A 22,963-nucleotide genomic window follows, 5' to 3' on the forward strand; every position below is an offset into this window, starting at 1 on the left:
CAGGTCAGTTCGCGTCCTCATAGACCTTGACCGGCGGATGCGGCGCCGGCCGGTCGGGGAATATGTAGTCGAGCTCGAAGATCTGGCCGACGCTGAGGAGACCGCCCGCCACGACGTCGGTGTTGATGAACACCTGCACGATCTTGTCGCCGAAGGCTTCCCGGTCGTCGGCCTGGAGCACCGGCGAGGCGGCCATGCGGGCGTCGACCGCCGGGTCCTGGCCAGCCCGGGACTTGAAGCGGGTGATCGCCATGCGCTGGGCCAGGCGCGGCTCGTTCTTCAGGGACGCTTCCAGCGCCAGGACGGCGCGCTCCAGCGCCTCCAGGGAATCGTAGCGCACCCCGATGTGGAAGCCGCCCTCCGGATCCGTGACGCGGGAGGCGCGATAAGCGGCCAGCGCCTGGGCGCCGTCGGGGGCGCGGAAGATTTCGATCAGGGCGTCCTCGAACGCGACCTGGGCCGGGGCGGCGGCGGCGGCGAAAAAGTAGCCGTCCTCGACGGTGGGATCGATCACCACCTTGAAGAAGCGGTCGCCGTAGCGGGCAGGACCCAGATCCTCCACCCGCAGCCCCATGCTGCGGAACAGGCCCACCACCAGATCCCCGTCGCCGGCCCGATAATGCAGCGCCAGATGGCCGAACACCTTGGCTGTATTGCCGACCAGGCTCATGTCGCCGTCCATGTCACACGTCTCCCTGTGCGGCCGACGCCCTGTACGCCGCCGAGCTTGCGGGATTCTCGCGCTGTCCTTCGGATGACGCCAGGATTTTCTCCCCCATCGATGGAACGGTTGGGTTACAGGGACCGCATGCCTGGGCGAGGATCCGGGATGACCGAGACCAAGCCGCCGACACCGTCCCACGCCTTCCGCCCCGATCCCGGCGTCGCGGACCCGCCGCCGCGCGAGGCCCGACGGCCCGGCTGCCGCACGGACCATCCCAGGCTGGTCCTCACCGCCACCATCCTCGCCTCGAGCCTGGCCTTCATCGACGGGTCGGTGGTGACCGTCGGCCTGCCGGCGATCGGGCGCAGCCTGCACGCGGGAGCCGGCGACCTGCAGTGGGTGGTCAACGCCTACCTGCTGCCGCTCAGCGCGCTGCTGATGCTCGGCGGCGCCCTGGGGGACCGGTTCGGCCGCAGCCGCATGCTGGTCCTGGGCACGGCGCTGTTCGCCGCGGCGTCCCTGGCCTGCGCCCTGGTTCCCAGCCTCCCCGGGCTGCTGCTCGGCCGCATGGCGCAGGGCGTCGGCGCGGCGCTGCTGATGCCCAACAGCCTGGCGATCCTGGGCGACGTCTTCCGGGGCGAGGGGCGCGGCCGCGCGGTGGGGATCTGGGCGGCGGCGGGCGCGGCGGCGGGAGCCGTGGGCCCGGTGATCGGCGGCTGGCTGATCGACACGGTGGGCTGGCGGGCGATCTTCCTGATCAACCTGCCCCTCGCGCTCGCCGCCATCCTGCTGGCCTGGCGCTACGTGCAAGACCTTCACGACCGCGAGGCGCCGCCGCTGGACGGCGTGGGGGCGCTGCTGGCGACCCTGGCGCTCGGCGCCCTCACCTGGGCGCTCACCGTAGGCTCCGGCCCGCACGGATGGACCGGTCCGGCGACGGCGGCCGGCGTCGCCGGCGTGGTCCTGGCCGCCGGCTTCGTGGGCGTGGAGGCGCGGCGGGGGGACCGGGCGATGGCGCCGCCATCGCTGTTCGGCTCGTCCACCTTCGTCGGGCTGACGCTGCTGACCTTCCTGCTCTACGGCGCACTGGGCGGGCTGATGGTGCTGCTGCCCTACCTGCTGATCCAGACCGCCGGCTACTCCGGGACCGCGGCCGGCGCGGCCCTGCTGCCCTTCCCCCTGGTGCTGGCGCTCGCCTCGCCCCTCATGGGGCGGCTGGCGGCGCGGATCGGGGCGCGGCCGCCCCTGGCGCTGGGGTCGATGGTGACGGCCGCGGGCTTCCTGCTGGCCCTGAGGATCGGCGACGGCGCCTGCTACTGGACGCATGTCCTGCCGGCCGTGCTGGTGATCGCGCTGGGCATGGCCGGGGCCGTCGCCCCGCTGACCACGGCGGTGCTGGGCTCGGTCGACCCGCGCCACACCGGATCGGCCTCGGGGCTGAACAGCGCCGTCGCCCGCACCGGCGGCCTGATCGCCACGGCCCTGCTGGGCGCGGTGCTCGCCGCCCGGGGAGAGGCGCTGGTCGCCGCCTTCCGCCTCGCCGCCGTCGCCGGCGCCGCCGCTGCGGCCGGCGCCGGCGCGGCCGCCTTCCTGCTGATCCGGCCGGCGAGGCCCGAGCGGGGCTGATCTGGTCGCCATCGACGCCCCCGCTGTCATACGTCTGTGACGACCTCGCGCCATGCATACGGCTTTCCTCGTCAGGATCGCACCTCATGGCCGCCGACGACGTCCCACTCTCCAACATGGAGCGCATCAGGCAGGAGATTGCCGACAGCTTCGACGAGGAGCTGGAGCTGGAGATCGACGAAGCGCGGCTCGAGGAGATGCTGCGCGACCTCACCGACCACCCGGTGCGCGAGCAGCTGGAGCGGCGGTTCTATTTCCGCGAGCTGTTCCGCCTGCAGCACGAACTGGTGCGCCTGCAGGACTGGGTGCGGCACAAAGGCCTGAAGGTGGTCGTGATCTTCGAGGGCCGGGATTCGGCCGGCAAGGGCGGGGTCATCAAGCGCATCACCCAACGCCTCAACCCCCGGGTCTGCCGGGTGGCGGCCCTCCCGGCCCCCAACGAGCGCGAGCGCACCCAGTGGTATTTCCAGCGCTACGCCGCCCATCTGCCGGCGGCTGGAGAGATCGTGCTGTTCGACCGCTCCTGGTACAACCGCGCCGGCGTGGAGCGGGTGATGGGCTTCTGTTCCGAGGCCGAGGTTGAGGAATTCTTCCAGACCGTGCCGCAGTTCGAGCGCATGCTGCTGCGCTCCGGGACCATCCTCGCGAAGTATTGGTTCTCGATCACCGACGCGGAGCAGCAGTTCCGCTTCAACATGCGCATCCACGACCCGCTCAAGCAGTGGAAGCTGAGCCCGATGGACGTGGAGTCGCGACGGCGCTGGGAGGACTACACCCACGCCAAGGAGGCGATGCTGGAGCGCACCCACATCCCCGAGGCGCCCTGGTGGGTGGTGGAGGCGGTGGACAAGAAGAAGGCGCGGCTGAACTGCATCGCCCACCTCCTGGCCCGGACCCCCTACGACGAGATCGCGCACCCGCCGGTCATCCTGCCGCCCCGGGTGCGGCATGCCGACTACTCGCGCACGCCCATCCCCGCCCAGCTCTACGTACCTAGCCGGTATTGACCCTGATGACCCTGCAAACGTCCCGCCGCAACGTCCTGGCCTCCGCCGCCGGGCTGGCCTTCGCCGGTCTCGCCCGCCTCGCCCGGGCCGACGCCCCGCCGGTGATCACGCAGGAGGGGCTGGAGGCCGACGCCTACCGCAGCGAGGTGGCGGGCTATGGCTCGCTGCGCCGCGATCCCGCAGGCCTCTTCGACCTGCCGGAGGGCTTCGCCTATACGGTGGTCTCCCGGGCCGGCGAGCCCATGAGCGACGGCTTCGTCACCCCGCACAACATGGATGGCATGGGCGCCTTCGCTGGCGGCCGCGACCAGGTCGTGCTGGTGCGCAACCACGAGCTCAAGCCGGCCAACCTCGACGACGGCGCCTTCGGCCCCGGCCGGGCGCTGGCCTCGCGGCTGCCCGCCGACCGGATCTACGACCGCACCGACGACGGCCTGCCGATGGTGGGGGCGACCACCACCCTCACCTACGACCTGAAGTCCCGGCGGCTGGTCTCCAGCCACCTGAGCCTGGCCGGCACCACCACCAACTGCGCCGGCGGACGCACCCCCTGGGGCTCGTGGCTCTCCTGCGAGGAGACCCTGCAGGGCAAGGGCATGGAGGCCGGCAAGGACCACGGCTGGGTGTTCGAGGTGCCTGCGGCCCTGAAGGGCGTGGCCGACCCGGTCCCGCTCGCCGGCCTGGGCCGGTTCCGGCACGAGGCGGCGGCGATCGACCCGCGCACCGGCGTCGTCTACATGACCGAGGACATGGGCGACGGCTTCGGCCTGTTCTACCGCTTCCTGCCGGTCGACCGCCGCAAGCTCGCCGCCGGCGGGCGGCTGCAGGCGCTGGCCCTGCCGGAAGGCGCCGACGCCGACCCGCGCAACTGGGAGACCCCGTATTGGCGCCAGGGCGACTGGCGCGACGCCCGCTGGGTCGACCTCGACGGCGTGGACAATCCCTACGAGGACCTGCGCTACCGCGGCCACGCCAAGGGGGCGGCCTGGTTCGCCCGCGGGGAGGGAATCCATTTTGGCGACGGCGAGCTCTACTTCGCCTGCACCAGCGGCGGGCCGGACGCCCGCGGCCAGATCATGCGCTACCGCCCCAGCGCCGCCGAGGGCCAGGCCGGGGAGGCCGCCGCCCCGGGACGCATCCAGCTGTTCTGCCAGCCCGCCGATCCCAGGCTGATGGAGATGTGCGACAACGTCGCCGTCTCGCCCTGGGGCCACCTCTTCGTCTGCGAGGACAAGACCGGCGGGGTGAACTACCTGCGCGCCGTCACCCCGGTCGGCCAGATCTACACCGTCGGCCGCAACGCCCGTCCCGGCGGGGGCGACGTGGCGGCCACCTCGGAACTGGCCGGCGTCTGCTTCTCGCCGGACGGCACGACGCTGTTCGTCAACGTCTATTCGCCGGGCGTCACCCTGGCGATCACCGGGCCGTGGAGCCGGTTCACGGCGTAGCCCGGAAGGCCCCGCGCCGCCGCTACTTCAGGACCAGCGGGTTGACCGGCGAGCCCACCGCGTTGGTGAAGGCCAGCGGCGACGCGGCCAGCAGGAAGGCGTAGCGCCCGTCCTGGGCGCAGTCGGCGGCCAGGGCCTCCAGGTTGAACATCTCGCCCAGCGGCAGGCCCATGTCGCGCAGGCAGAGCATGTGGAACGGTAGCGGAACCTCGGAGTCCCGACGGCCCGCGCCCATGATCTCCACCGCCAGGTTGTCGGCGCAGACGGCGGCCAGCGACCGGTCGTGCACCCATTCGGCGCAGGCGTGGTGCAGCCCCGGCTGATGGCCGTTGAAGGCCGCCCGGTCGCCTTCGATCGTGAAGCGCCGGATGTGGCCGGTTCGGACCAGCAGGATGTCGCCGGCCTTCGGCTGCACCCCTTGCGCGGCGCAGGCGGCGTCCAGGTCGTCCGGCGTGATGGCGTGTTCCGTGGGCAGGGCGTCGACGCCTTTCAGGCGGGCGATGTCCAGCAGCACGCCGCGCGACATGATCCCCGGATTGGCCATGTGCTCGACGCCCAGCTTCGCCGCGCCCCTGGGGCTCAGCACGTCGCAGGCCTTGCAGCCGTTGTAGAGCAGGCCGTCGTAGTGGACGTGGGACAGCGCGTCCCACTGGGTCGCGGCCTGCAGCGGCATGTGGATCACGTCGTCGGCGTAGACGAAGGCGGGCCGCTCGGGGTTGAGCGGGGTGAAGAGGTCGATGGGATAGAGCTTGGGGTTGAAGCGGCGGGCGCCGAGCTGCGGGCCGTTGCTGTCGAAGTTCAGGCCGAGGCTGAAGAGCTTGCCGGACAGCACGGTCTCCGAGGCGGCCTTGAGCACCTCCGGCCCGATGTGGTTGAGCGTGCCGCGCTGGTCCTCCGGACCCCACCGTCCCCAGTTGCGCACGCGCTCGGCCACGGCGTCGAAGTCTGTACGCTTCATCGGCGTTTCCCCCGTCGTTCGAATATCCGGGCGGACGTCCCCGGTCAGGCCGCCGGCTCCGGTTGCGGACCGCGGCCGATCCTACCCGGGAAGGCGCGGCCAGGGCGAGGACTTCCGCGCCGTCCCGGAGGCAAGGCGCGCCGCGGCGGGGCCTGCGCTCAGCGGCGGGCGATCTTGCTGATCGTCTCCATCGCCTCCTCCGTGGGATCGGAGAAGCACAGGAGGGTGAAGCCCGCGTCGCGCCAGCGGGCGAAACGTTCCTTGATCCGCGCCGGCGGGCCGATCAGGGCGCCGGCGTCGAGGAACGCCTCCGGCACGGCGGCGGCGGCCTCGTCCTTGCGTCCGGCCAGGAACAGCTCCTGGATCCGCTCGGCCTCGGCGGCGAAGCCGCGCTCGACCATGGCGTCCTTGTGGAAGTTCGTGCTCTGGGCGCCCATGCCGCCGACGTAGAGGGCGATCCCCGGCCGGGCCTTGTCGAGCGCGCCCTTCACGTCGTCGGTGACGGTCAGGCCGACGTTGGTGATGATCTCGAAGTCCTTCAGCGTCCTGCCGTCCGTCCGCCTGGCGACGCCCTCGCTCAGGGTCTGCAGGTGGCGGGGCGCCGTCTCGGGGGTCACGTGCATGGAAAGCCAGCCGTCCGCGATCTCGCCGGTCAGCCGGACGTTGCCGGGCGTCGACGTGCCCAGCACGATGGGGATGTCCGGATTGCCGTGCAGGATGCTCTTCAGCGGCTTGCCGAGGCCCGACGATCCGGGGCCTTGGTAGGGCAGGGAGATTTCCGATCCTTCATGCGCCACCGGCCCTTCGCGCCGCCAGATCTTGCGCATGATGGCCACGTAGTCGCGGAGCCGCGCGGCCGGCCTGCCCCAGGGCTGGCCGTACCAGCCCTCGACGATCTGCGGGCCCGAGACGCCCAGGCCCACCACCATCCGGCCCTCGCCCGCCAGGGCGTCGATCGTCTGGGCGCACATGGCCAGGTTGGCGGGAGTGCGGGCCGCGAGCTGCGCCACGCCCGTGCCTAGGCGCAGCCGCTTCGTCCGGGCCGCGATGAAGGCCAGCGGCGAGATCGCGTCCGAGCCGTAGCTTTCCGACGTCCAGACGGAATCGAACCCAAGCTTCTCCGCCAGCAGGATCTTGTCCATCGGCAGCGCCATGCGCGCCCCGCTGTAGCCGGTGTCGAAGCCCAGTTTCACGGGACCAACCTCCTCACGCCATGCGCCTTGCCGAGCCGATTGTCGCGCGGCCGACGCACCCTGTCACCGTCCAGTGTCCGTGCGCCCGGCCCGGCCGGTCGAGGCTACGCCGGCGTCTCGGCCAGGAGCCCGCGGATGAAGCGCTGGATCGCAGCGAACGCCTCCGCGGCCCCATGCAGCCGCAGGTCCCGGGTCACGGCTACGTGCTCCATGTCCGGCGTGCTTCGCAGGGACGCCTGGACGCCGGCCGCCCGCAGGGCGGCGGCGAAGCGCCGGCTGTCGTCGAACAGCACCTCGTGCTCGCTGACGTCGATCAGGGTCTCGGGAAAGTCCGCCAGCGGGCCATGGAGGGGCGACGCCAGGGGGTGGCGTGGCGAAACGCCCTGCAGATAGAGCGCCGCCGCCTCCTGGGCGGCGGCCTTCGAGAACAGCTTGTCGACCTCGCCGTTGTCCCGGTAGCTGTCGCTGGTCACCGTCAGGTCGAGCCAGGGCGAGAGCAGGATCAGGCCGGCCGGCCGCACGCCCAGCGCCGGGGCGAGCGCGGCCAGGCTCGCCGCCAGGCCGCCGCCGGCGGAATCCCCCGACAGGATGATGCGCCCGGCGCCTTGCCGGCGCACGGCGGCCAGGACGGACCGCGCGTCGGCCAGGCCGGCGGGAAACGGGTGCTCCGGCGCCAGGCGGTAGGCGGGCGCCACGACCTCGACCCCGCAGCTTGCGGCCAGGGCGCCGGCGAAGGCGCCGACCATCTCGGGCGCGCCCATGCGGAAGCCGCCGCCGTGCAGGTGCAGCACTGTCGCCGCCGGCGCACCCGGCGGGGGGAACCGCAGGATGCGGACGCCGCCCAGCTCGTCCTCCGCCCAGGCCGCCTCCGTGCGCCAGGCCGCCTGGGCGCGGCCCGCGGCGATCGTCGCCCGGCGCTGGGCGAGCGCTTCCGAAGCCGGCGCGCCGGGGCGTTCAGCAGGAAGGGCCGCGCCGTCGAAGCCTGGGCTGTTCATGTCGAATTACAGATCCTTGCAGCCGCCGGCATGATCGAACGGGCCGGCGCGGCCGCGCCACCGAATTTTCCGGCCCGGCGCGAAATATGTAAATACGGAACGTCTTCGGCAGGAGCTCTCGCGCCGTTCCGGACAAAACATTCCGAAAGACTAACTCTATGATGTCCAAGTAAAAATACGTAAATACGTATATCTTCGTGTATTGACCTGGGACTTCCCCGCAGCCAAGCATCCATTGATCACGTCCGGTGAAGGCGCATCTTACGGGCCGGCGCCGGGTCGCGACGGCTGTTCGGACGGGGAGGGCGCGATGGCGCGGGAATTGACCTTGGCGGGCCGCGGCGCGGTGGTCACCGGGGCTGCGAGCGGCATCGGCGCGGAGCTGGCGCGCGAGGCGGCGCGCCGGGGCATGGGCGTGGCGGTCTGCGACATCAACGCCGCCGGCCTGGAACAGCAGGCGGCCGCCCTGCGCGGGCTTGGCGCGACGGTGGTCGCGCAGGTGGTGGACGTGCGCGACGCCTCCGCCGTGGCGCGGTTCGGCGAGGCGGCGCTGTCGACCTTCCCTTCGATCGCCCTCACCTTCGCCAATGCGGGCCTGCTGCGGCGGAGCTCGGCGATCCGGCCCGATCTCGACGACTGGAACCTGACCATCGACGTCAACCTGCGCGGGGTGATGCACGTGGCCAGCGCCCTGGCCGGCCCGATGGCCGACCGCGGCGAGCCGGCGCAGTTCGTCATCACCGGTTCCCAGGCCTCCTTCGTCGTCGGGCCGGAGCTGTCGTCCTACGCCGCCACCAAGCACGCCCTGTGGGCCTATGCGGACATCATGCGCCTGGAGCTGGCGATGGAGTCGAGCGAGCTGGGCGTGTCGCTGATCTGCCCGGGGCGGGTGCGCAGCGGCCTGACCGCGGAAACGCGCCTGCGCGTGGTCGCCGTCCAGGGCGAGGCGGCGGCCAGGCAGTACGACACCCAGCTGATGGATCCCGCGAAGGTCGCGGCCCTGGCGTTCGAGCAGGCGGTGAGGCGGGAGTTCTGGGTGCTGCCGTCGACGGCCTACGGCCCGGCCTTCCGCAACCGGATCGACGGGCTGCTCAAGACGGCGGCCGACTGATCGGCGGAAGTTGAAGCCGGCGCGCGCCACCCCATCTAGGGGGTTGCGCGAGACGATCCGCCTTGGTTCAGACCGCCTGATCACCGGGACGACCCGGCGACACCCTCGCGCAAGCCAGGACGCAACGCAGCGGTGGCCCCGCCTTGTCCCTGCCCGGGATGCGTTCGTTCTGGCGTTACGCCGCGCCACAGTTCCGTTGATATCGCCGCAGGCCAAGTTAGAATTTCCGCAGGTGAGCAGCGGATGGTTGGAATGCCGAGCGGCAAAGTCAAATTCTTCAACGAAGCTAAGGGTTTCGGTTTCATCGCGCCGGACGGGGGCGGGATCGACGTGTTCGTGCACGTCTCGGCGCTGCAGCGTTCGGGCCTGGACGCCCTGAACGAGGGCGACACGGTCACCTTCGAACTCGAGCAGGACCGGCGCTCCGGCAAGCTGGCGGCGGTGGACCTGCGGGTCACCGGCGGCGGGCCGGAACGCTCCGAACGGCCGAGCCGGCCGCGGTTCGCCGACAGCGGATCGGACCGCCGCGGCGGCCCGCCGGTGCGCGAGGCCATGGGTGCGGGCTCGGGCGTGGTCAAATGGTTCAACCCGGCCAAGGGGTTCGGCTTCATCCAGCCGCACGACGGCGGCGGCGACGTGTTCGTACACATTTCGGCGGTCGAACGGTCGGGCCTCAGCGGCCTCGCCGAAGGCCAGGCGGTCTCCTACGATATCGAGCAGGACCGGCGGAGCGGCAAGGCCGCGGCCGTCAACATCCGCGCGGAGTGACGGGGGCCCCGCCACCGGCGAAAACAACAAGCGCCGGCGCGGGCAGGGAGGAGCGGATGGACGTCGAACGCTATGGGCCCTGGGCGCTCGTCGTCGGCGGCTCGGAGGGGGTAGGCGCCGCCTTTGCCCGCAAGCTGGCTGCATCGGGCTTCAAGCTGGTGCTGGTGGCGCGCAAGCCGGGGCCGCTGGAGGAGGTGGCGCAGGACCTGCGGGGCAAGGGCGCCGAGGTTCGCACCCTGTCCGTCGACATGGGCAAGGCGGACGCCATCGACCGGGTCCGCACCGTCACCGACGACGTGGAGGTGGGCCTGCTGGTCTACAACGCCGGCGCCAACGCCATGCGCGGTAACTTCGTCGAGCTCGACCCGGCGGTCTACCGCACGGTGATCGGCGTGAACGTCATCGGCCAGAGCGAGTTCGCCCGCCACTACGGCGGCCTGATGCGCCAGCGCGAGCGGGGCGGGATCATCCTGACGGGCTCCCTGTCGGGCTATATCGGCAGCGCGTCGCTGGCCGCCTACTGCGGGGCCAAGGCGTTCAGCCGGGTCTTCAGCGAGGCGCTGTGGGCCGAGTGCGAGCAGTTCGGCGTCGACGTGCTGCACCTCAACCTCGGCTTGACCGCGACGCCGGCCATGGAGCGGCTGGGCTACGACCTGAGCGCCGCGTCGACCCCGGACCAGGTGGCGCAGGAGGGGCTGGACAACGTCGCCAACGGCCCGGTCTGGATCGCCGGCGGGCAGGCCAACATCGACCGGGCCCAGGCGTCCGCGAGCGCCCAGCCGCGCGCGGCGGCCGTGCGCGCGGTCGCCGCGCCGCCCCGAAAATAGCGGGGCCGCTCACCAAATGGAGGTCGCCTTCCCGGGCGGCGGGGTGTTCATCCGATCGGTGCGGCGGGCCGCGCGGACGGGGCTGTTCATGCAGAGCGAGGATGCGTCATGACGTCGACGAAGGGTCTGAAGGTCGGCGTCAAGCTGATGCGGACGCAGGAGCTGTACGGCGGCGAGATCCGCGGCGTGCTCGAGGTCGCGAAGCTCTGCGACCGGCTGGGCGTGGATGAGGTCCATGTTTCGGACCACGTCGCCATGAGCGAGGCCGGCCATCGCGGGCGGCCGGGCTTTCCCTATCCGCTGGACTACGACGGATGGTTCGAGCCGATCGGCCTGCTGCACGCGATCGCGGCGGTCACCGAGCGCGTCGTGCTCTCCAGCCACGTGCTGGTCGCCCCCCTGCGCCCGACGATCCTGCTCGCCAAGCAGCTCGCCACCCTGGATGCGCTGTCGAACGGGCGGGTGGAGATCGGCTTCGGCGCGGGCTGGCAGCGGGAGGAGTTCGAGGCCTCGGGCGTTCCCTTCGAGGGCCGCTTCGGCGCCATGTGCGAGCAGGTGGAGGCCTGCCGGGCGCTGTGGAGCCAGGCGCCCGCCAGCTACAGCGGCGGTTCGGTCCGGTTCGAAGCCTTCCATTCCCTGCCGTTCCCGCCGCAGCGCGACGGGCTGCCGATCTCCTTCGGGGTGCCGGCCACGGCGCGCAACTTCGAGCGCATCGCCCGCCTGGGCGTGGGGTACTGCCCGGCCTACAAGCCGGCCGCCGAACTGGCCGCGGACGTGCAGGCGGCGCGGACGGCCTACGCCGCGGCGGGGCGCGACCCCGGGTCGCTGAAGGTGACGGCGGAGCTGCCGCTTAATCCGCCGCGCGACGCCGGCGGGGCGGTCTCCTGGGACGCCCTCTTCGAGGAGGCCGCCCGCATCGCCGAGGCCGACGTCGACGTGCTGATCACCCACGTCGTGCCGCAGTGCCGGACGCCGGCGGAGATCGAGGATTTCCTGCCGAGGCTCCTGGCGCTCCGCACGTGACGTTTGGCGGCGCGCCTCGTCGGGCGAAGGTCAGCGGACGACCAGGTCCTTCGTCACATAGGGGCTGATCGGCTCCCAGAACACGACCTCGGCGGTGCGCGGATCGGCGGGCGGGGCTGCAACCGCGCCGGCGGCGATGGCCGACGCCAGGCTGTCCAGCGCGGCCTGGGCGGACGGGGCCTGCACTTCCCAGACGACCAGTCGGCTCGGCTTGCCGGGCGCAGGCGCGCCCGCCGCCGCCGGCGTGCGGCGGAACCGCTGGGCGGCGACCCAGCCGGGGACGGCGAGCACGGCCTTGATCCGCTGGTCGACCAGGGCGTCGAACTTCGCTTCCGCGCCCGCCGGCGGATCGGAGAAATCCAGCACGGCGTATCGGTTCGGCCGTGGCGCGTCGGGGTTCGGCGCCGGCGCCGGGGGGTTACGCGGGGTCCGCGGCCCCGTGGCCTCATAGGTTGCGCTGGCGACGGCGCCGGGACCCGTGTCGATCGCCGGGCTGAGACGCACCTTGCCGGCGCGGAACGCCGCGGCCATCCGCGCCGCGGGGCCCTGCGGCTCCGCGCCCTCCTGGTCCCAGATGGTCAGGTAGCCCTGGCGACGCGCCTCGGCTGCGGGCGGCGGCTTGACGGTGGTGACGATCCGGAACCGCTGCGCCCCGGTCCAGCCCTCCAGCTGCACCAGGTCGCCCAGGTGGACGTTCTGGTACCAGTCGTTGAACTCCGCCTCGCGCCCGGGGACCGGATTGCTGAACAGCAGCATGGCGTAGCGGTGCGCGCCGGCAGGCGCGAGCCGGTCGCCCGGCGCGCCGATCGACCACTGCGCCTGGGCTGCCGCGCCGGCCAGGGCCGCGGACACGCCGGCGCAGGCGGCCAGGACCCGCGTCGCGCGGCCGGTCATGGAGCCTCCGCCTTGGCGGGGAACATCAGTCCGGCGGTGGCGCCGGGCAGCGGGCTGTAGCCGTCGCCGTTCGGCCAGTCGAGCACGCCGGAAGCCGCCCAGGTGCCGCCGTCCACGTGCAGGGTGACGCCCGTCGCATAGGCCGACAGGTCCGAGGCCAGGAACAGCACCGCGTCGCCCAGCGCGTCGGCCGGCGGACGGACCTTCAAGGGAATGACCATGGCGAAGCCCGCCTCCCAGGCGCCGGGCGGCAGGGCCGCGATCCTGGCCTTGCGTTCGGGCGGCAGCGCCTTCTCGTTGCCGGCGCTGGGGGTGTGGTCCGAGGCGATGGCGTTGACCCGTATACCTTCGCCCCCCAGCTCCACCGCCAGTGAACGGGAGAAGTTGGAGAGCGCCGCCTTGGCGCCGGCGTAGACCGCCACGGAAGCTGCGCCCCGGTGCGCCTCGATGGTGGTGAAGTTGACGATGCTGCCGCGCCCGGCCTGGCGCATCATCGGCACCGCCCGGTGGATGGCGTGCAGCGCATAGCCGTAGTTGCGGTGGATGTCGGCGGCCCAGTCGGCCGGCCCGGTGTCCATGAACGGCCGCTTCAGGACCCCGCCCACCACATTGACCAGGATCTCCACCGCTCCGAACTGCGCTTCGACCTCGTCGAAGAAGCCGTTGAGCTGGGCCACGTCCAGGGCGTCGGCCAGCTTGGCCAGGATGACGGGCCGGCCCTCCCCGGTCAGGGCGTCGCGGGTGGCCGCCAGCGCCTCGGGGTCGTTGTCGCAGAAGGCGACGTGCACGCCGGCGCGGGCCAGCGCCGTGGTCACCGCCCGGCCGATGCCGGCCCCGCCGCCGACCACGACGGCGCGACGGTCTTCGAGCCTCGCCCGCTCTTCCCAGAAGCCCATCGCGCCCTCCTGACGTACGGCGCAGACGCGCGCCTGGCCCGAACATACTCCGGGCGGGCGCGGACGCTACTCCGCCGCCGGCGAGTGTCCGGCGACGTTGCCGGCCGTGGCCGTCAACCCTCGCCGACGGTTTCGCGGGTCAGCGTCCAGAGGCGCTCGGCTTCGGCGGGGTCCAGCGCCCACGGCGAGACGCCGCCGTAGGTCCCTTCCTTGGCCGGCAGGGCCTGGGCGCAGTCTTCCAGGTAGAGGCCGCCGATCCCCTCGAGCTCGGGGCCGAGGGCCGCCCAGATCGAAGTGGAGGCGCCTTGTTCCGCGGTCTTCAGGTTGGGCGCCGGCTGGTTCTCGGGAGGCCAGCCCTGACGCTTGCGCTCCTCCGGCGTCACATGGCGCTGCAGGCGGGTGCGGATGCCGCCGGGATGTACGGCGTTGGCGGTGACGCCGCGGCCGGCGAACCGCTTGCTGAACTCGACGGCGAACAGGCTGTTGGCGGTCTTCGACTGGCCATAGGCCAGCCACGGGTCATAGGGCGTCGAGCGGAAGTGCACGTCGTCCCATCGCATGGCGCTGCGGCGGTGGCCGCCGGACGTGAGCTGCACCACGCGGGCGGTGCGGCCCGGCTTGGCGGCCTTCTCCAGGTTCGCCGCCAGCAGCAGGGTCAGGAGGCTGTGGCCGAAGTGGTTGGTGCCGATCTGCATCTCCAGGCCCTGGGCGGTGTAGGCCTGGTCGCAGGCCATGACGCCGGCGTTGTTCACCAGGATGTGCAGCGGCTTGCTCCCCCACTCGGCGGCGAAGGCGCGCACCGAGTCCAGGTCCGCCAGGTCGAGCTTGGCCACCACCACCTGCGGTCCGCTGGCCGTCTGGTTGATGCTCTCGGCCGCCGCTTCGCCGGCCTCCAGGTCGCGCACCCCCAGGGTGACCACCGCGCCGATCTCGGCGAAGGCGCGGGCGGTCTCGACGCCGATGCCGGAGGAGGCGCCGGTGACGATGACGCTCTTGTAGGTCAGGTCGTGGCCGGCGGCGACCTCGCGGGCGGGGGTGTGGGCGCCGAAGGGGGAGGTGATGCGGTCGGACATGCGGGGTCTTTGCGGAGGTTGGAGGGACAGCTGATCGGAACCCGCCGTTTAATCGGGACGCTTGCTGTCGATCCACACCGGAATATGACAGGCAAGGCTGCGAATCCTGACTTGGCGACCGATTGCCCGGACGGGCGGAGGCGCTCGGCGGCTATGCCGCCGGTTCGAAATCTACACCGCCGCGCGGAGGAAGGGCGCCCATGAAATACTGGATCGACACCGAGTTCATCGAGCATCCGCCCACCCTCGACCTGATCAGCATCGGCCTGGTCGCCGAGGACGGACGCGAGTTCTATGCCGAGAGCAGCGAGGTCGACTGGTCGAAGGCCAGCCGGTGGACGCTGCAGACCGTGCGTCCCCGGCTCGACGGCCGGGGGATGGCGCAGGAGGAGATCGGCTACGCCGTCCGCCGGTTCACCGACGGGGACGAACACCCGGTGTTCTGGGGCTATTTCCCCGCCCACGACTGGGTCGCCTTCAGCTGGCTGTTCGGAGGCATGGCCGAGCTGCCGTTCCATTTCCCGCAGCTCTGCCTGGACGTCAAGCAGTGGGCCATCCAGCTCGGGGACCCGGAATTGCCCCGCCAGGCCGGCGTGCGCCACCACGCCCTGGCCGATGCGCGCTGGACGCGGGACGCCTGGGCGTTCCTCGCCGGCCTCGACCCCCCGGCGGGAGAGCGGCGCGCCAGGGGCCGCAAGAACCCCGGCCAGGCCGGCGCGGAGTCGCAGGAATGATGGGCCGGGACGGACCGGGGCGTCCTTGGAGGACATGGGACGCATCGATCCCCGAGACCGGACTCGCCTTCACACCCGCCCGCGGGCGCCCACAGGTCCGGTGCGCGGCCGGTCGCTTTCCGCAGCAGGTTCGGGATCGATGTACAGGCGCCTGGCCACGGCCATCAGGACCACCGCCAGCGGCGTGGCGAGAATTATCCCCAAGGGGCCCAACAGCACGCCGAATCCGAGGACGGCGAAGATCGTCAGCGCGGGGGGAACCGCCACGATGCGCCGCTGGATAAGCGGTATGAGCACGTGTCCCTCGACCTGATGCACGGCGACATAGAAGATCAACGTCGAAAAGGCCATCTGAGGCCCGTGCGCCGCGGCGAGCAGCAGTCCCGGAACGGCCGAGACCGCCGCGCCCACGATGGGCACGAACTCCGCCAGCCCGCTGATCAGGCCCAGCGCCAGCGGTGCGGGAAGTCCCAGGAGCGCGGCGCCTATGCCCGTCAGCACGCCCATGGCGATCATCGCAAGGCCGGCGCCCAGCAACCACTTCCGCAGCGCTACGCCGCTTTCGTCCACGATTGTCGCGACCGGCCGCCGCACCGGGGCCGGCAAGAGGCCGAGCAGCCCGTTTCGATACAGTTGCGGCTGGGCGGCGAAGTAGACCCCCGCCACCAGGACCACCACGAACTGCGCCGCCGCCCCCACGCCGGCGCCTGTGATCCGGCCGATCTGCCCGGCCAGAGGCCCCAGCCCGGCCACCGAAATCTGGGACGCCTGGTGCAGGTGGTCCAACGCCCAGCGGCCGCCGGAAAAATTGGCGAGCTGGCGCTCGGCGGCGGCCCAGGCGCCGGGAAGGTCCCGCTCCAGCTGGGTGAACTGGATCGAGACCTGCTCGCCCACGAAGTAGATCGCCCCGCCGACCAGCCCGACCATCACCAGCACCGCCGCAGCGACAGACCAGGCCGCGTCCAACGGGGTGCGTCGCCGGATCGGGTCAGCCAGGGCGCGCAGCAGGATCGACACGACCGCCGCGCCGAACGCCAGCACCAGCACGTGCAGCCACCGGAAAAGGATGAAGGCCGCTGCGCCCAGACCCAGCGCGATCAGCACCTTCAATGCGTAGAGCCTCAGCCCGCCCGCGGCGGGGATCGCTTGCACGTCCGACATTTCTGACCCCTCGCCGAAATCACCGCTCGCAGAAGGGCGCGCCCCTGCGTCGATGGTCCACAGGCTTTCGTAACGTTCTGCCGCCAGGTTGGCGCTCCGACAGGAGGCGCGGATGGACAGCCGGCTGCGATCCTTGCAGGTGCTGCGCTTCTTCGCAGCGCTGGCCGTGGTCTGGCTGCACGCCTGGCGGGTGGGGCGCGACGTCCAGGGCCTGCCGCGCGAGGGCGCGCCGCTGGAGCTGGGTCACCTCGGCGTCCACGTGTTCTTCGTGCTGAGCGGCGTGGTCATCGCGCTGACGGCGCCGGGCAAGGCGCCGCGGGATTTCCTCTGGAGCCGCCTCACCCGCCTGGTCCCACTCTACTTCCTGGTCAGCGCCTACCAGATGCTGACCGGCCTGGCCGTCGGCGGCTTCACCTGGAAGCCGCTGGTGGCGACCGTGCTGTTCTGGCCGGCCTATGACGGGATGACCACCCCCTACCTGGGGATCGGCTGGACCCTGTGCTTCGAGATGCTGTTCTACGTGACGGCGGCGGCGGCGCTGGCGCGTCCGCGGATCGGCGTCCCGCTGGCGCTGGCGGCCTATGGGCTGGCCTGGGCGGGCCGCATGGCGTTGGGCGGGTCCACCCTGCAGTTCCTCGGCCACCCGTTCATGCTGGAGTTCGTCGCGGGCCTGGCGATCGCGCGCCTGCACCGCCCGCAGGCGGTCTCGCCGGCCGCCGGAGCGCTGCTCCTGGGGGTCGCGGCGGGCCTGCTGGCGGTGATGCTGGGGCGCGGGCTGCATCCGATGGCGCAGGGGCTGACGGCGGTCCTGCGGGGGGAAGGCGCACTGGAGGTCGCGGCCGTGCTGGGCGCGCCCGCCGCGCTGATCGTGCTGGGCGCCCTGCAGTTCGAGCCGCAGCTCAAGGGCGCGGCGTGGGCCCGCCTCGGCCATCTCGGCGACGCCTCCTATGCGCTCTACCTGACGCACCTCTTCGTGGTCGCCAGCCTGCAGGCGGCGCTTTCCGTCGCGGGCTGGGCGCCGGACGCCGTGCTGTTCACCGGGGTGGCGATGGCCGGCTCGGTCGCCTTGAGCCTGGCGGTCCATGCGAAGGTCGAGCGTCCGATGGTGCGCGCGATCCGCGGCTGGCGGGCGCCGCGGATGGTCCTGGCGGCCGCGGGCTAGGCGGTCGGCGCGGCGGCGGAGGGTTCCTGCGGTTCGCCCGACATCTGCGCCAGCCGCACCGCCGCCCAGACCGTCACGAGCGGGATCGCCGGCGCGTGGAGCGCGTTCAGCGGCAGCAGCGCCCAGGGCGCGGCCCATAGCAGGGCGGCGAGGATGGCGTCGGCCAGGCCCCGGCTGCGACGGGCGATCACCAGGGCCGCGGCGGCTACCGGGATCATGTCGTAGGCCGAGCTCTGCGGCGTGGCGATGAAGGTGGCGACGAACAGCAGGGCGGCGCGGGTCGGCGGATCGCCCCCGCGGCGCCAGGCCCGCCAGACCAGGACCGCGCCCAGCAGGGTGAAGGGAAGCTGGGCGGCGAACGCCAGGGGCGAGGAGAGGCCCGCCAGGCGCGCGCCCATGAAGACCGAGGGCGCGAACCACTGGTAGGGCCCCTGCCACACCGACATCGAGCTGAACTGGGTGGGCAGGGTCTGGGTGAGGAAGGCCTGCCACGACCCCGGGCCGAAGGCGGCGGCGGAAGCTGCGGCCAGCAGCAGGGCGCTGGCGCAGGCCGCCAGGATCGTGCGGTAGCGCCGCCCGGCCCACAGGGCGACCGGGAGGAGCACGCCCAGTTGCGGCTTGAACGTCAAGAGCCCGAAGAGCGCGCCGGCCGCGGCCGGGCGCCGGTCCAGCAACGCCGCGCCGCCCAGCCACAGGGCCGCCGTGAGGCCGCCGTTCTGGCCCATCAGCAGGTTGATCGCCACCGCCGGCGAGGCCAGCAGCAGCCAGCGCTCCAGCCGGCCGGAAAACAGCCGCCGGCCCGCCCAGGCCAGCGCCAGCAGCCCGGCCGCCGACCACAGCAGGTAGCCCGCGACATAGCCGGTGAGCCCCAGCGGGACCGTCGCGAACAGCGCCGTCGGCGGATAGGACCAGAAGTGCGGCGGCAGCTTCGGGTCGAACAGCGCATGGGTCGCGGCCAGGAAGGCCTGGGGATCGAAGACCTGGGCCGGGCGGCCCTGCAGGACCATGTGGCCGGCGGTCCAGACGTTGATGAAGTCCTGGCCCTTGGAGTAGCCGAGGAAATCATGCCGTCCGCGCCCGCTGGCGAAATAGAGTGCGGTCAGGCCCCAGGCGACGGCGCTGAGCGCCCCCAGGGCGAACACCAGGTGCGGATGCGGGGCCGCGCGGTCGGGCGTTCGGGAGGCGGGGGCGGCGTCCATGCGCGCGGAAGCTTCGCGCAACTTGGTTTACGGCGCCTCAATCCATCGGGCGAGCTGGTCGAGGGAGATCTGCGATCCGGCCTGGTCGTCCTCGGGCCGCAGGCCGGGTGGCAGGTTCTCGTGCCGGATGGCGACCTTGGCGCCGCCCGGGACCGGCTCGAAGGTCGTCACCATCCACATCTCGCCCTGCAGCGCGGGATCGGGAGTGTCGAAGACGGCGGTCTGGACGATGCGGTGCGGCGGCGAGAGCTCGACGAAGCGGACGTCGACGCGGTCCTCGCGCTCGGCGCTCTTGCCGCGGAAGGCCTGCTCGTCCGCCGGGTAGAACAGCGACATGCGGTAGCCGCCGCCGACGCACGCCTCGAAGGCGTGCATCCGGCCGGTCATCCGCCCCGGCGGCAGCCACGCCAGGAGGGCGGCGGGGTCGAGGAATGCGGCGTAGAGGTCCTCCGGCGCGGCCCTGATCACCCGCGAGACCGAGGTCGTCTTGGTCATGTGGCGCTCCCTGTTCTGTTCCGGCGACAGTTCGCTTGTCCCCCCATCCGGCGCCCGGCCTTGGCGGTCGTCGGATTCGGCGCCAAGTTGTCGCCGCAAATGAGCCTTTCCCGATGAGCCTACCCGTGTCCGCGCCCCTGCCGGAAGCCCTTGTCGCCGAGCTTCGCGGGCGGTTCGGCGAGCGGCTCCACCTGGGCGAGGGGCAGCGCCGGCAGCATGGGCGCAGCGAGGCGCACTTCGCCGAGCGCCTGCCCGACGCGGTGGTGTTCGCCCACAGCCCGGACGAGGTGCTGGGTCTGGTGCGCGCGTGCATCGCCCATGAGACGCCGATCATCCCTTTCGGGGCCGGAACCTCGCTGGAGGGCCACACCCTGGCGGTGCGCGGCGGGGTGTGCCTGGACCTCTCGCAGATGAACCGCATCGTGGCGGCGAACGCCGAGGACGCCGACTGCACGGTGGAGGCCGGCGTGCGGCGCGAGCAGCTCAACGCCCACCTGCGGGACATGGGCCTGTTCTTCCCCATCGACCCCGGGGCGGACGCGACGCTGGGCGGGATGGCCGCCACGCGGGCGTCCGGCACCAACGCGGTGCGCTACGGCACCATGCGCGAGGCGGTGCTGGCCTTGCGGGTGGTGACTCCCGGCGGGCGCGACATCCGCACCGCGCGGCGGGCGCGCAAGTCGGCGGCGGGCTACGACCTCACCCGGCTGATGATCGGCTCGGAAGGGACGCTGGGGGTGATCACCGAGGTCACTCTGCGGCTGCACCCGATCCCCGAGGCCATCGCCGCGGCGGTCTGCAGCTTCGCGACCCTGGCGGGGGCGGTGGACACGGTGGTGCAGACCATCCAGTGCGGCGTGCCGGTGGCCCGCGTGGAGCTGATGGACGACGTGCAGGTGCGGGCGGTGAACCGGCGGGCCGGGCTGGGCCTGCCGGAGGCCACCACCCTGTTCTTCGAGTTCCACGGCTCGGAGCGCTATGTCCAGGAGCAGGCCGAGGTGGTGGGCGGACTGGCCGCTGCGAACGGCGGCGGCGCGTTCAGCTGGTCGAACCGGCCGGAGGAGCGCTCGCGCCTGTGGAAGGCCAGGCACGAAGCCTATTATGCCGCGCTGGCGCTCAGGCCGGGCGCCGTGGGCTGGACCACCGACGTCTGCGTGCCGATCAGCCGGCTGGTGCAGTGCATATCCGAGACCAAGCGCGACCTCGAGGCCTCGATCCTGCCGGCGCCCATCGTGGGCCATGTGGGCGACGGCAATTTCCATGTGATCTTCGTGCTCGATCCCGACAGGCTCGAGGAGGCCGCGGAGGCGGAACGGCTCAACCGCCGGCTGGTGGAGCGGGCGCTCGCCATGGACGGCACCTGCACCGGCGAGCACGGGATCGGCCTCGGCAAGCAGGAATGGCTCACGGCCGAGCTGGGCGAGGCGGTGGAGCTGATGCGGGCCGTCAAACGCGCGCTGGACCCCAAGGACCTGTTCAACCCCGGCAAGGTGTTCGCGCTGTCCTGACGGCCGCGGGCGCCTGAACGATGGCCGCCGCAGGCGGGACCTCGCATTGACCCCCCGCGCGGGGGCGCTGCATGATTGAAGCCGCTGTCGGCGCGAGACGCCGGTCGGACCGGTCCGACCCGACGATCAGGCCGGCGCGGCCCTGGGAGGACGGTATCCATGAACATGGTCCATCAGCCGCCGCGACGGGCCGAAGAGCCCCTCAGGCCCGACTACATCCCGGCGTCCGACTACCGCGCGGAGGACCTGCAGCGCCTGGAGAAGGAACGGCTGTGGCCCAGGGTCTGGCAGGTGGCCTGCCGGGTGGAGGAGATCCCCAGGGTCGGGGACTTCGTGACCTACGAGATCTTCGACGAATCCATCCTGGTGGTCCGCACCGGCGCCGCCGGGATCAAGGCGTTCTACAACGTCTGCAAGCACCGCGGCCGGCGGCTGCGCGACGACGAGCGGGGGCGCCTGACCGGCTTCTACTGCCGCTTCCACGGCTGGAAGTACGACCTGCAGGGCCGGGTGACCTATGTGCACAACCGCGAGGACTGGGCCGGGCTCCCGGACTTCAAGGAGAGCGAGCTGAGCCTCAGCCAGGTTAAGGTCGAGACCTGGGCCGGCTGGGTGTGGATCAACCAGGACCCCGACGCCGAGCCGCTGCGCGACTACCTCGGCGAGGCGGCCGAGGCGCTGGACGCCTTCCAGCTGGAAGATTGCCGCCGCGGCTGGTGGAAGACGATCGTCGCGCCGGTGAACTGGAAGGTGGTCGTGGAGGCCTTCAACGAGGGCTACCACTCCTTCGCCACCCATAACTCGGGCGTCAACTACCGCCTGATGAAATCGCCGGGCCGGCCGGCGGGACGTCACGGCATGTTCTGGTCGGAAATCGCCGGCATGGGCGAGTTCAAGGACGAGGCGGGCGAGTGGCGGGCGCCGAGCTCGTTCCAGGAGCACCTGCACGTCAACAACGTCTGGCTGCACAAGACCTTGGGCGCCATGACGCTCGATCCCGGCCTGGCCGCTTCCGAGCGGATCATGGCCGAGTTCATGGACGAGACCGACCCCGCGGTCATCGTCGCCAAGCTGTTCGAATACCAGAAGGAAGAGACCGGGAAGCGCGGCGCCAGGTGGCCGGAGAAGCTGACGCTCGAGAACATGTTCAAGGCCGGTACCGACTGGCACATGTTCCCCAACACCATCGCCCTGCCGACCCCGGACGGGGCCCTGTGGTACCGGCTGCGGCCGAACGGCGACGATCCCGACTCCTGCGTCTTCGACATCTGGTCGCTGGGCCGCTATGCGCCGGACGCGGAGCCCGCGATCACCCACGACGTCTATCAGGGCTTCGAGCCGTTCCGCGGCCAATGCCCGTTCCTGGAGGAGGACTTCCTCAACATGGAGGCGGTGCACAAGGGCATGAAGTCCGCCGGCTGGACCGCGGCCCGGCCCAACCCGGTGCAGGAGGGACAGATCGTCAATTTCCACAGGGTGCTGCGGGAATATCTCGGCCTCGCGTGAGCGAGGCGGCCCCTCGGTCCCGCCGTCCGTCCCTCGCGCGCCGTCAGAGGCCTTCGGTGATCACCACCCGGTAGCTGGCCGCCCGCATGCGGTGCGGCAGCGCCGCCTGGTAGGCTTCGCTGTTGTACCAGCGCTTGGCCTGCTCGGCGTCGGGGAACTGCAGGACGACGACGCCGTCGGCGGGCGCGCCTTCCAGGGTCTCGACCGCGCCATAGACGGCGAGCGGCGTCAGCTTGAAGTCGCCGCGGGCCTCGCGGGCCGTCTTGGAATACTGCGCGAACTCCGCCTGGTCGCGGACCGCGCCGTCGCGGATGAAGATCACATAGGCCGCCATGGGGGTTCCTTTTCCCGCCTGAAACTGCGCTGCGGTCCAGTCTTTAGACCGTCCACGCCGGTGCGGTCGACCCGTGGCGGAAACCCGGCGCGTCTCCGCGACGCGCCGGGCGCAGGTCAGCCGCCGCCGAAGGTGTAGCGCAGGCGCACGCCGAACATCCGGGGCTCGGTATAGCTGGCGGCGGAGGTGCCGAAGGCCAGGTAGTAGGCCAGCGAACCGGCCTTGTAGGCCTTGTTGAAGACGTTGGTGACGAAGAGGTTCAGGTCGAGCGGCCGGCCGTTGATTCCCTTCCAGTCGGCGCCGAGGTTGACCAGCGTGTAGTCGCCCAGGATGTTGCCCGGCTGGTCGTCGTCGCCCCAGCGGTAGCTGGACTGGTAGTTG

Annotated in this window: 22 protein-coding genes and 2 pseudogenes; 12 read left to right on the forward strand and 12 right to left on the reverse strand. The window is 71.9% G+C overall.

Annotation, left to right across the window (positions count from 1 at the left end; genetic code table 11):
- Positions 1–4: 4 nt before the first annotated feature.
- Entirely contained in the window at positions 5–682 is a 678-nt protein-coding gene (locus VGL30_RS11090) for a hypothetical protein (RefSeq protein WP_331539881.1), read from the reverse strand.
- Positions 683–829: 147 nt separating this feature from the next.
- Here VGL30_RS11090 and VGL30_RS11095 point away from each other — a divergent pair, with 147 nt between their 5' ends.
- The 3 genes from VGL30_RS11095 (at position 830) to VGL30_RS11105 (ending at position 4,745) form a co-directional block, all read left to right on the forward strand.
- Positions 830–2,290, forward strand: a complete 1,461-nt coding sequence (locus VGL30_RS11095) for an MFS transporter (protein WP_331539883.1) — start codon at positions 830–832, stop codon at positions 2,288–2,290.
- A gap of 86 nt (positions 2,291–2,376) precedes the next feature.
- Positions 2,377–3,297, forward strand: coding sequence for a polyphosphate kinase 2 (ppk2, locus tag VGL30_RS11100; protein WP_331539885.1), 921 nt, complete (start codon positions 2,377–2,379; stop codon positions 3,295–3,297).
- A gap of 5 nt (positions 3,298–3,302) precedes the next feature.
- Positions 3,303–4,745, forward strand: coding sequence for an alkaline phosphatase PhoX (locus VGL30_RS11105; protein WP_331539887.1), 1,443 nt, complete (start codon positions 3,303–3,305; stop codon positions 4,743–4,745).
- Between the two features lie 22 nt (positions 4,746–4,767).
- Here VGL30_RS11105 and VGL30_RS11110 read toward each other — a convergent pair whose 3' ends face one another.
- The 3 genes from VGL30_RS11110 to VGL30_RS11120 all read right to left on the reverse strand — a co-directional run bounded on the left by VGL30_RS11110 (position 4,768) and on the right by VGL30_RS11120 (position 7,891).
- Positions 4,768–5,703, reverse strand: a complete 936-nt coding sequence (locus VGL30_RS11110; protein WP_331539889.1) for a cyclase family protein — start codon at positions 5,701–5,703, stop codon at positions 4,768–4,770.
- A 158-nt stretch (positions 5,704–5,861) separates the two neighbouring features.
- A complete protein-coding gene (locus VGL30_RS11115) occupies positions 5,862–6,896 on the reverse strand; it encodes an LLM class F420-dependent oxidoreductase (RefSeq protein ID WP_331539891.1) in 1,035 nt (344 codons plus the stop codon).
- Positions 6,897–7,000: 104 nt separating this feature from the next.
- Positions 7,001–7,891, reverse strand: a complete 891-nt coding sequence (locus VGL30_RS11120) for an alpha/beta hydrolase fold domain-containing protein (RefSeq protein WP_331539893.1) — start codon at positions 7,889–7,891, stop codon at positions 7,001–7,003.
- A 310-nt stretch (positions 7,892–8,201) separates the two neighbouring features.
- Between VGL30_RS11120 and VGL30_RS11125 the strand changes: the two genes are divergently transcribed.
- From VGL30_RS11125 to VGL30_RS11145, 5 genes and pseudogenes are all read left to right on the forward strand, one after another.
- A complete protein-coding gene (locus VGL30_RS11125) occupies positions 8,202–9,002 on the forward strand; it encodes an SDR family NAD(P)-dependent oxidoreductase (RefSeq protein WP_331539894.1) in 801 nt (266 codons plus the stop codon).
- A 252-nt stretch (positions 9,003–9,254) separates the two neighbouring features.
- Positions 9,255–9,437, forward strand: a pseudogene (locus VGL30_RS11130) (cold-shock protein); the annotation flags it as partial.
- A 117-nt stretch (positions 9,438–9,554) separates the two neighbouring features.
- On the forward strand, positions 9,555–9,770 hold the full coding sequence (locus tag VGL30_RS11135; protein WP_331539922.1) for a cold-shock protein: 216 nt from the start codon (positions 9,555–9,557) through the stop codon (positions 9,768–9,770).
- Positions 9,771–9,826: 56 nt separating this feature from the next.
- Complete coding sequence (locus VGL30_RS11140) at positions 9,827–10,597, forward strand: SDR family NAD(P)-dependent oxidoreductase (protein ID WP_331539896.1); 771 nt, start codon at positions 9,827–9,829, stop codon at positions 10,595–10,597.
- A 108-nt stretch (positions 10,598–10,705) separates the two neighbouring features.
- Positions 10,706–11,620 carry a TIGR03619 family F420-dependent LLM class oxidoreductase gene (locus tag VGL30_RS11145; protein WP_331539898.1) on the forward strand — a complete coding sequence of 305 codons (915 nt, stop codon included), beginning with the start codon at positions 10,706–10,708 and terminating at the stop codon, positions 11,618–11,620.
- Between the two features lie 30 nt (positions 11,621–11,650).
- On the opposite strand, the gene VGL30_RS11150 is transcribed toward VGL30_RS11145, so the two are convergent.
- From VGL30_RS11150 to VGL30_RS11160, 3 genes are all read right to left on the reverse strand, one after another.
- Positions 11,651–12,514, reverse strand: coding sequence for a hypothetical protein (locus VGL30_RS11150; RefSeq protein ID WP_331539900.1), 864 nt, complete (start codon positions 12,512–12,514; stop codon positions 11,651–11,653).
- Complete coding sequence (locus VGL30_RS11155; RefSeq protein ID WP_331539902.1) at positions 12,511–13,410, reverse strand: SDR family oxidoreductase; 900 nt, start codon at positions 13,408–13,410, stop codon at positions 12,511–12,513. Before VGL30_RS11155 ends, VGL30_RS11150 begins: the two co-directional genes overlap by 4 nt.
- 113 nt (positions 13,411–13,523) lie before the next feature.
- Positions 13,524–14,483, reverse strand: coding sequence for an SDR family NAD(P)-dependent oxidoreductase (locus VGL30_RS11160; protein ID WP_331539904.1), 960 nt, complete (start codon positions 14,481–14,483; stop codon positions 13,524–13,526).
- A gap of 200 nt (positions 14,484–14,683) precedes the next feature.
- On the opposite strand from VGL30_RS11160, the gene VGL30_RS11165 reads away from it, so the two are divergent.
- On the forward strand, positions 14,684–15,217 hold the full coding sequence (locus VGL30_RS11165; protein WP_331539906.1) for a 3'-5' exoribonuclease domain-containing protein: 534 nt from the start codon (positions 14,684–14,686) through the stop codon (positions 15,215–15,217).
- A gap of 69 nt (positions 15,218–15,286) precedes the next feature.
- Here VGL30_RS11165 and VGL30_RS11170 read toward each other — a convergent pair whose 3' ends face one another.
- Complete coding sequence (locus VGL30_RS11170; protein ID WP_331539908.1) at positions 15,287–16,378, reverse strand: AI-2E family transporter; 1,092 nt, start codon at positions 16,376–16,378, stop codon at positions 15,287–15,289.
- 112 nt (positions 16,379–16,490) lie between these two features.
- Here VGL30_RS11170 and VGL30_RS11175 point away from each other — a divergent pair, with 112 nt between their 5' ends.
- The gene (locus VGL30_RS11175; RefSeq protein WP_331539910.1) at positions 16,491–17,540 is read left to right on the forward strand and encodes an acyltransferase; all 1,050 of its coding nucleotides are present in this window, start codon (positions 16,491–16,493) and stop codon (positions 17,538–17,540) included.
- On the opposite strand, the gene VGL30_RS11180 is transcribed toward VGL30_RS11175, so the two are convergent.
- Positions 17,537–18,739, reverse strand: coding sequence for a glycosyltransferase family 87 protein (locus VGL30_RS11180; RefSeq protein WP_331539912.1), 1,203 nt, complete (start codon positions 18,737–18,739; stop codon positions 17,537–17,539). The genes VGL30_RS11175 and VGL30_RS11180 overlap by 4 nt on opposite strands.
- A gap of 27 nt (positions 18,740–18,766) precedes the next feature.
- Positions 18,767–19,234, reverse strand: coding sequence for an SRPBCC domain-containing protein (locus VGL30_RS11185; RefSeq protein WP_331539914.1), 468 nt, complete (start codon positions 19,232–19,234; stop codon positions 18,767–18,769).
- 113 nt (positions 19,235–19,347) lie between these two features.
- Here VGL30_RS11185 and VGL30_RS11190 point away from each other — a divergent pair, with 113 nt between their 5' ends.
- Entirely contained in the window at positions 19,348–20,742 is a 1,395-nt protein-coding gene (locus tag VGL30_RS11190; protein WP_331539916.1) for an FAD-linked oxidase C-terminal domain-containing protein, read from the forward strand.
- A 159-nt stretch (positions 20,743–20,901) separates the two neighbouring features.
- A complete protein-coding gene (locus VGL30_RS11195; protein WP_331539918.1) occupies positions 20,902–22,248 on the forward strand; it encodes an aromatic ring-hydroxylating dioxygenase subunit alpha in 1,347 nt (448 codons plus the stop codon).
- A gap of 43 nt (positions 22,249–22,291) precedes the next feature.
- Here VGL30_RS11195 and VGL30_RS11200 read toward each other — a convergent pair whose 3' ends face one another.
- The gene (locus VGL30_RS11200) at positions 22,292–22,582 is read right to left on the reverse strand and encodes a DUF1330 domain-containing protein (RefSeq protein ID WP_331539920.1); all 291 of its coding nucleotides are present in this window, start codon (positions 22,580–22,582) and stop codon (positions 22,292–22,294) included.
- Between the two features lie 116 nt (positions 22,583–22,698).
- A pseudogene (locus tag VGL30_RS11205) lies at positions 22,699–22,963 on the reverse strand (hypothetical protein); the annotation flags it as partial.

This window comes from Phenylobacterium sp. (assembly GCF_036502675.1).
GTDB lineage: Bacteria > Pseudomonadota > Alphaproteobacteria > Caulobacterales > Caulobacteraceae > Phenylobacterium.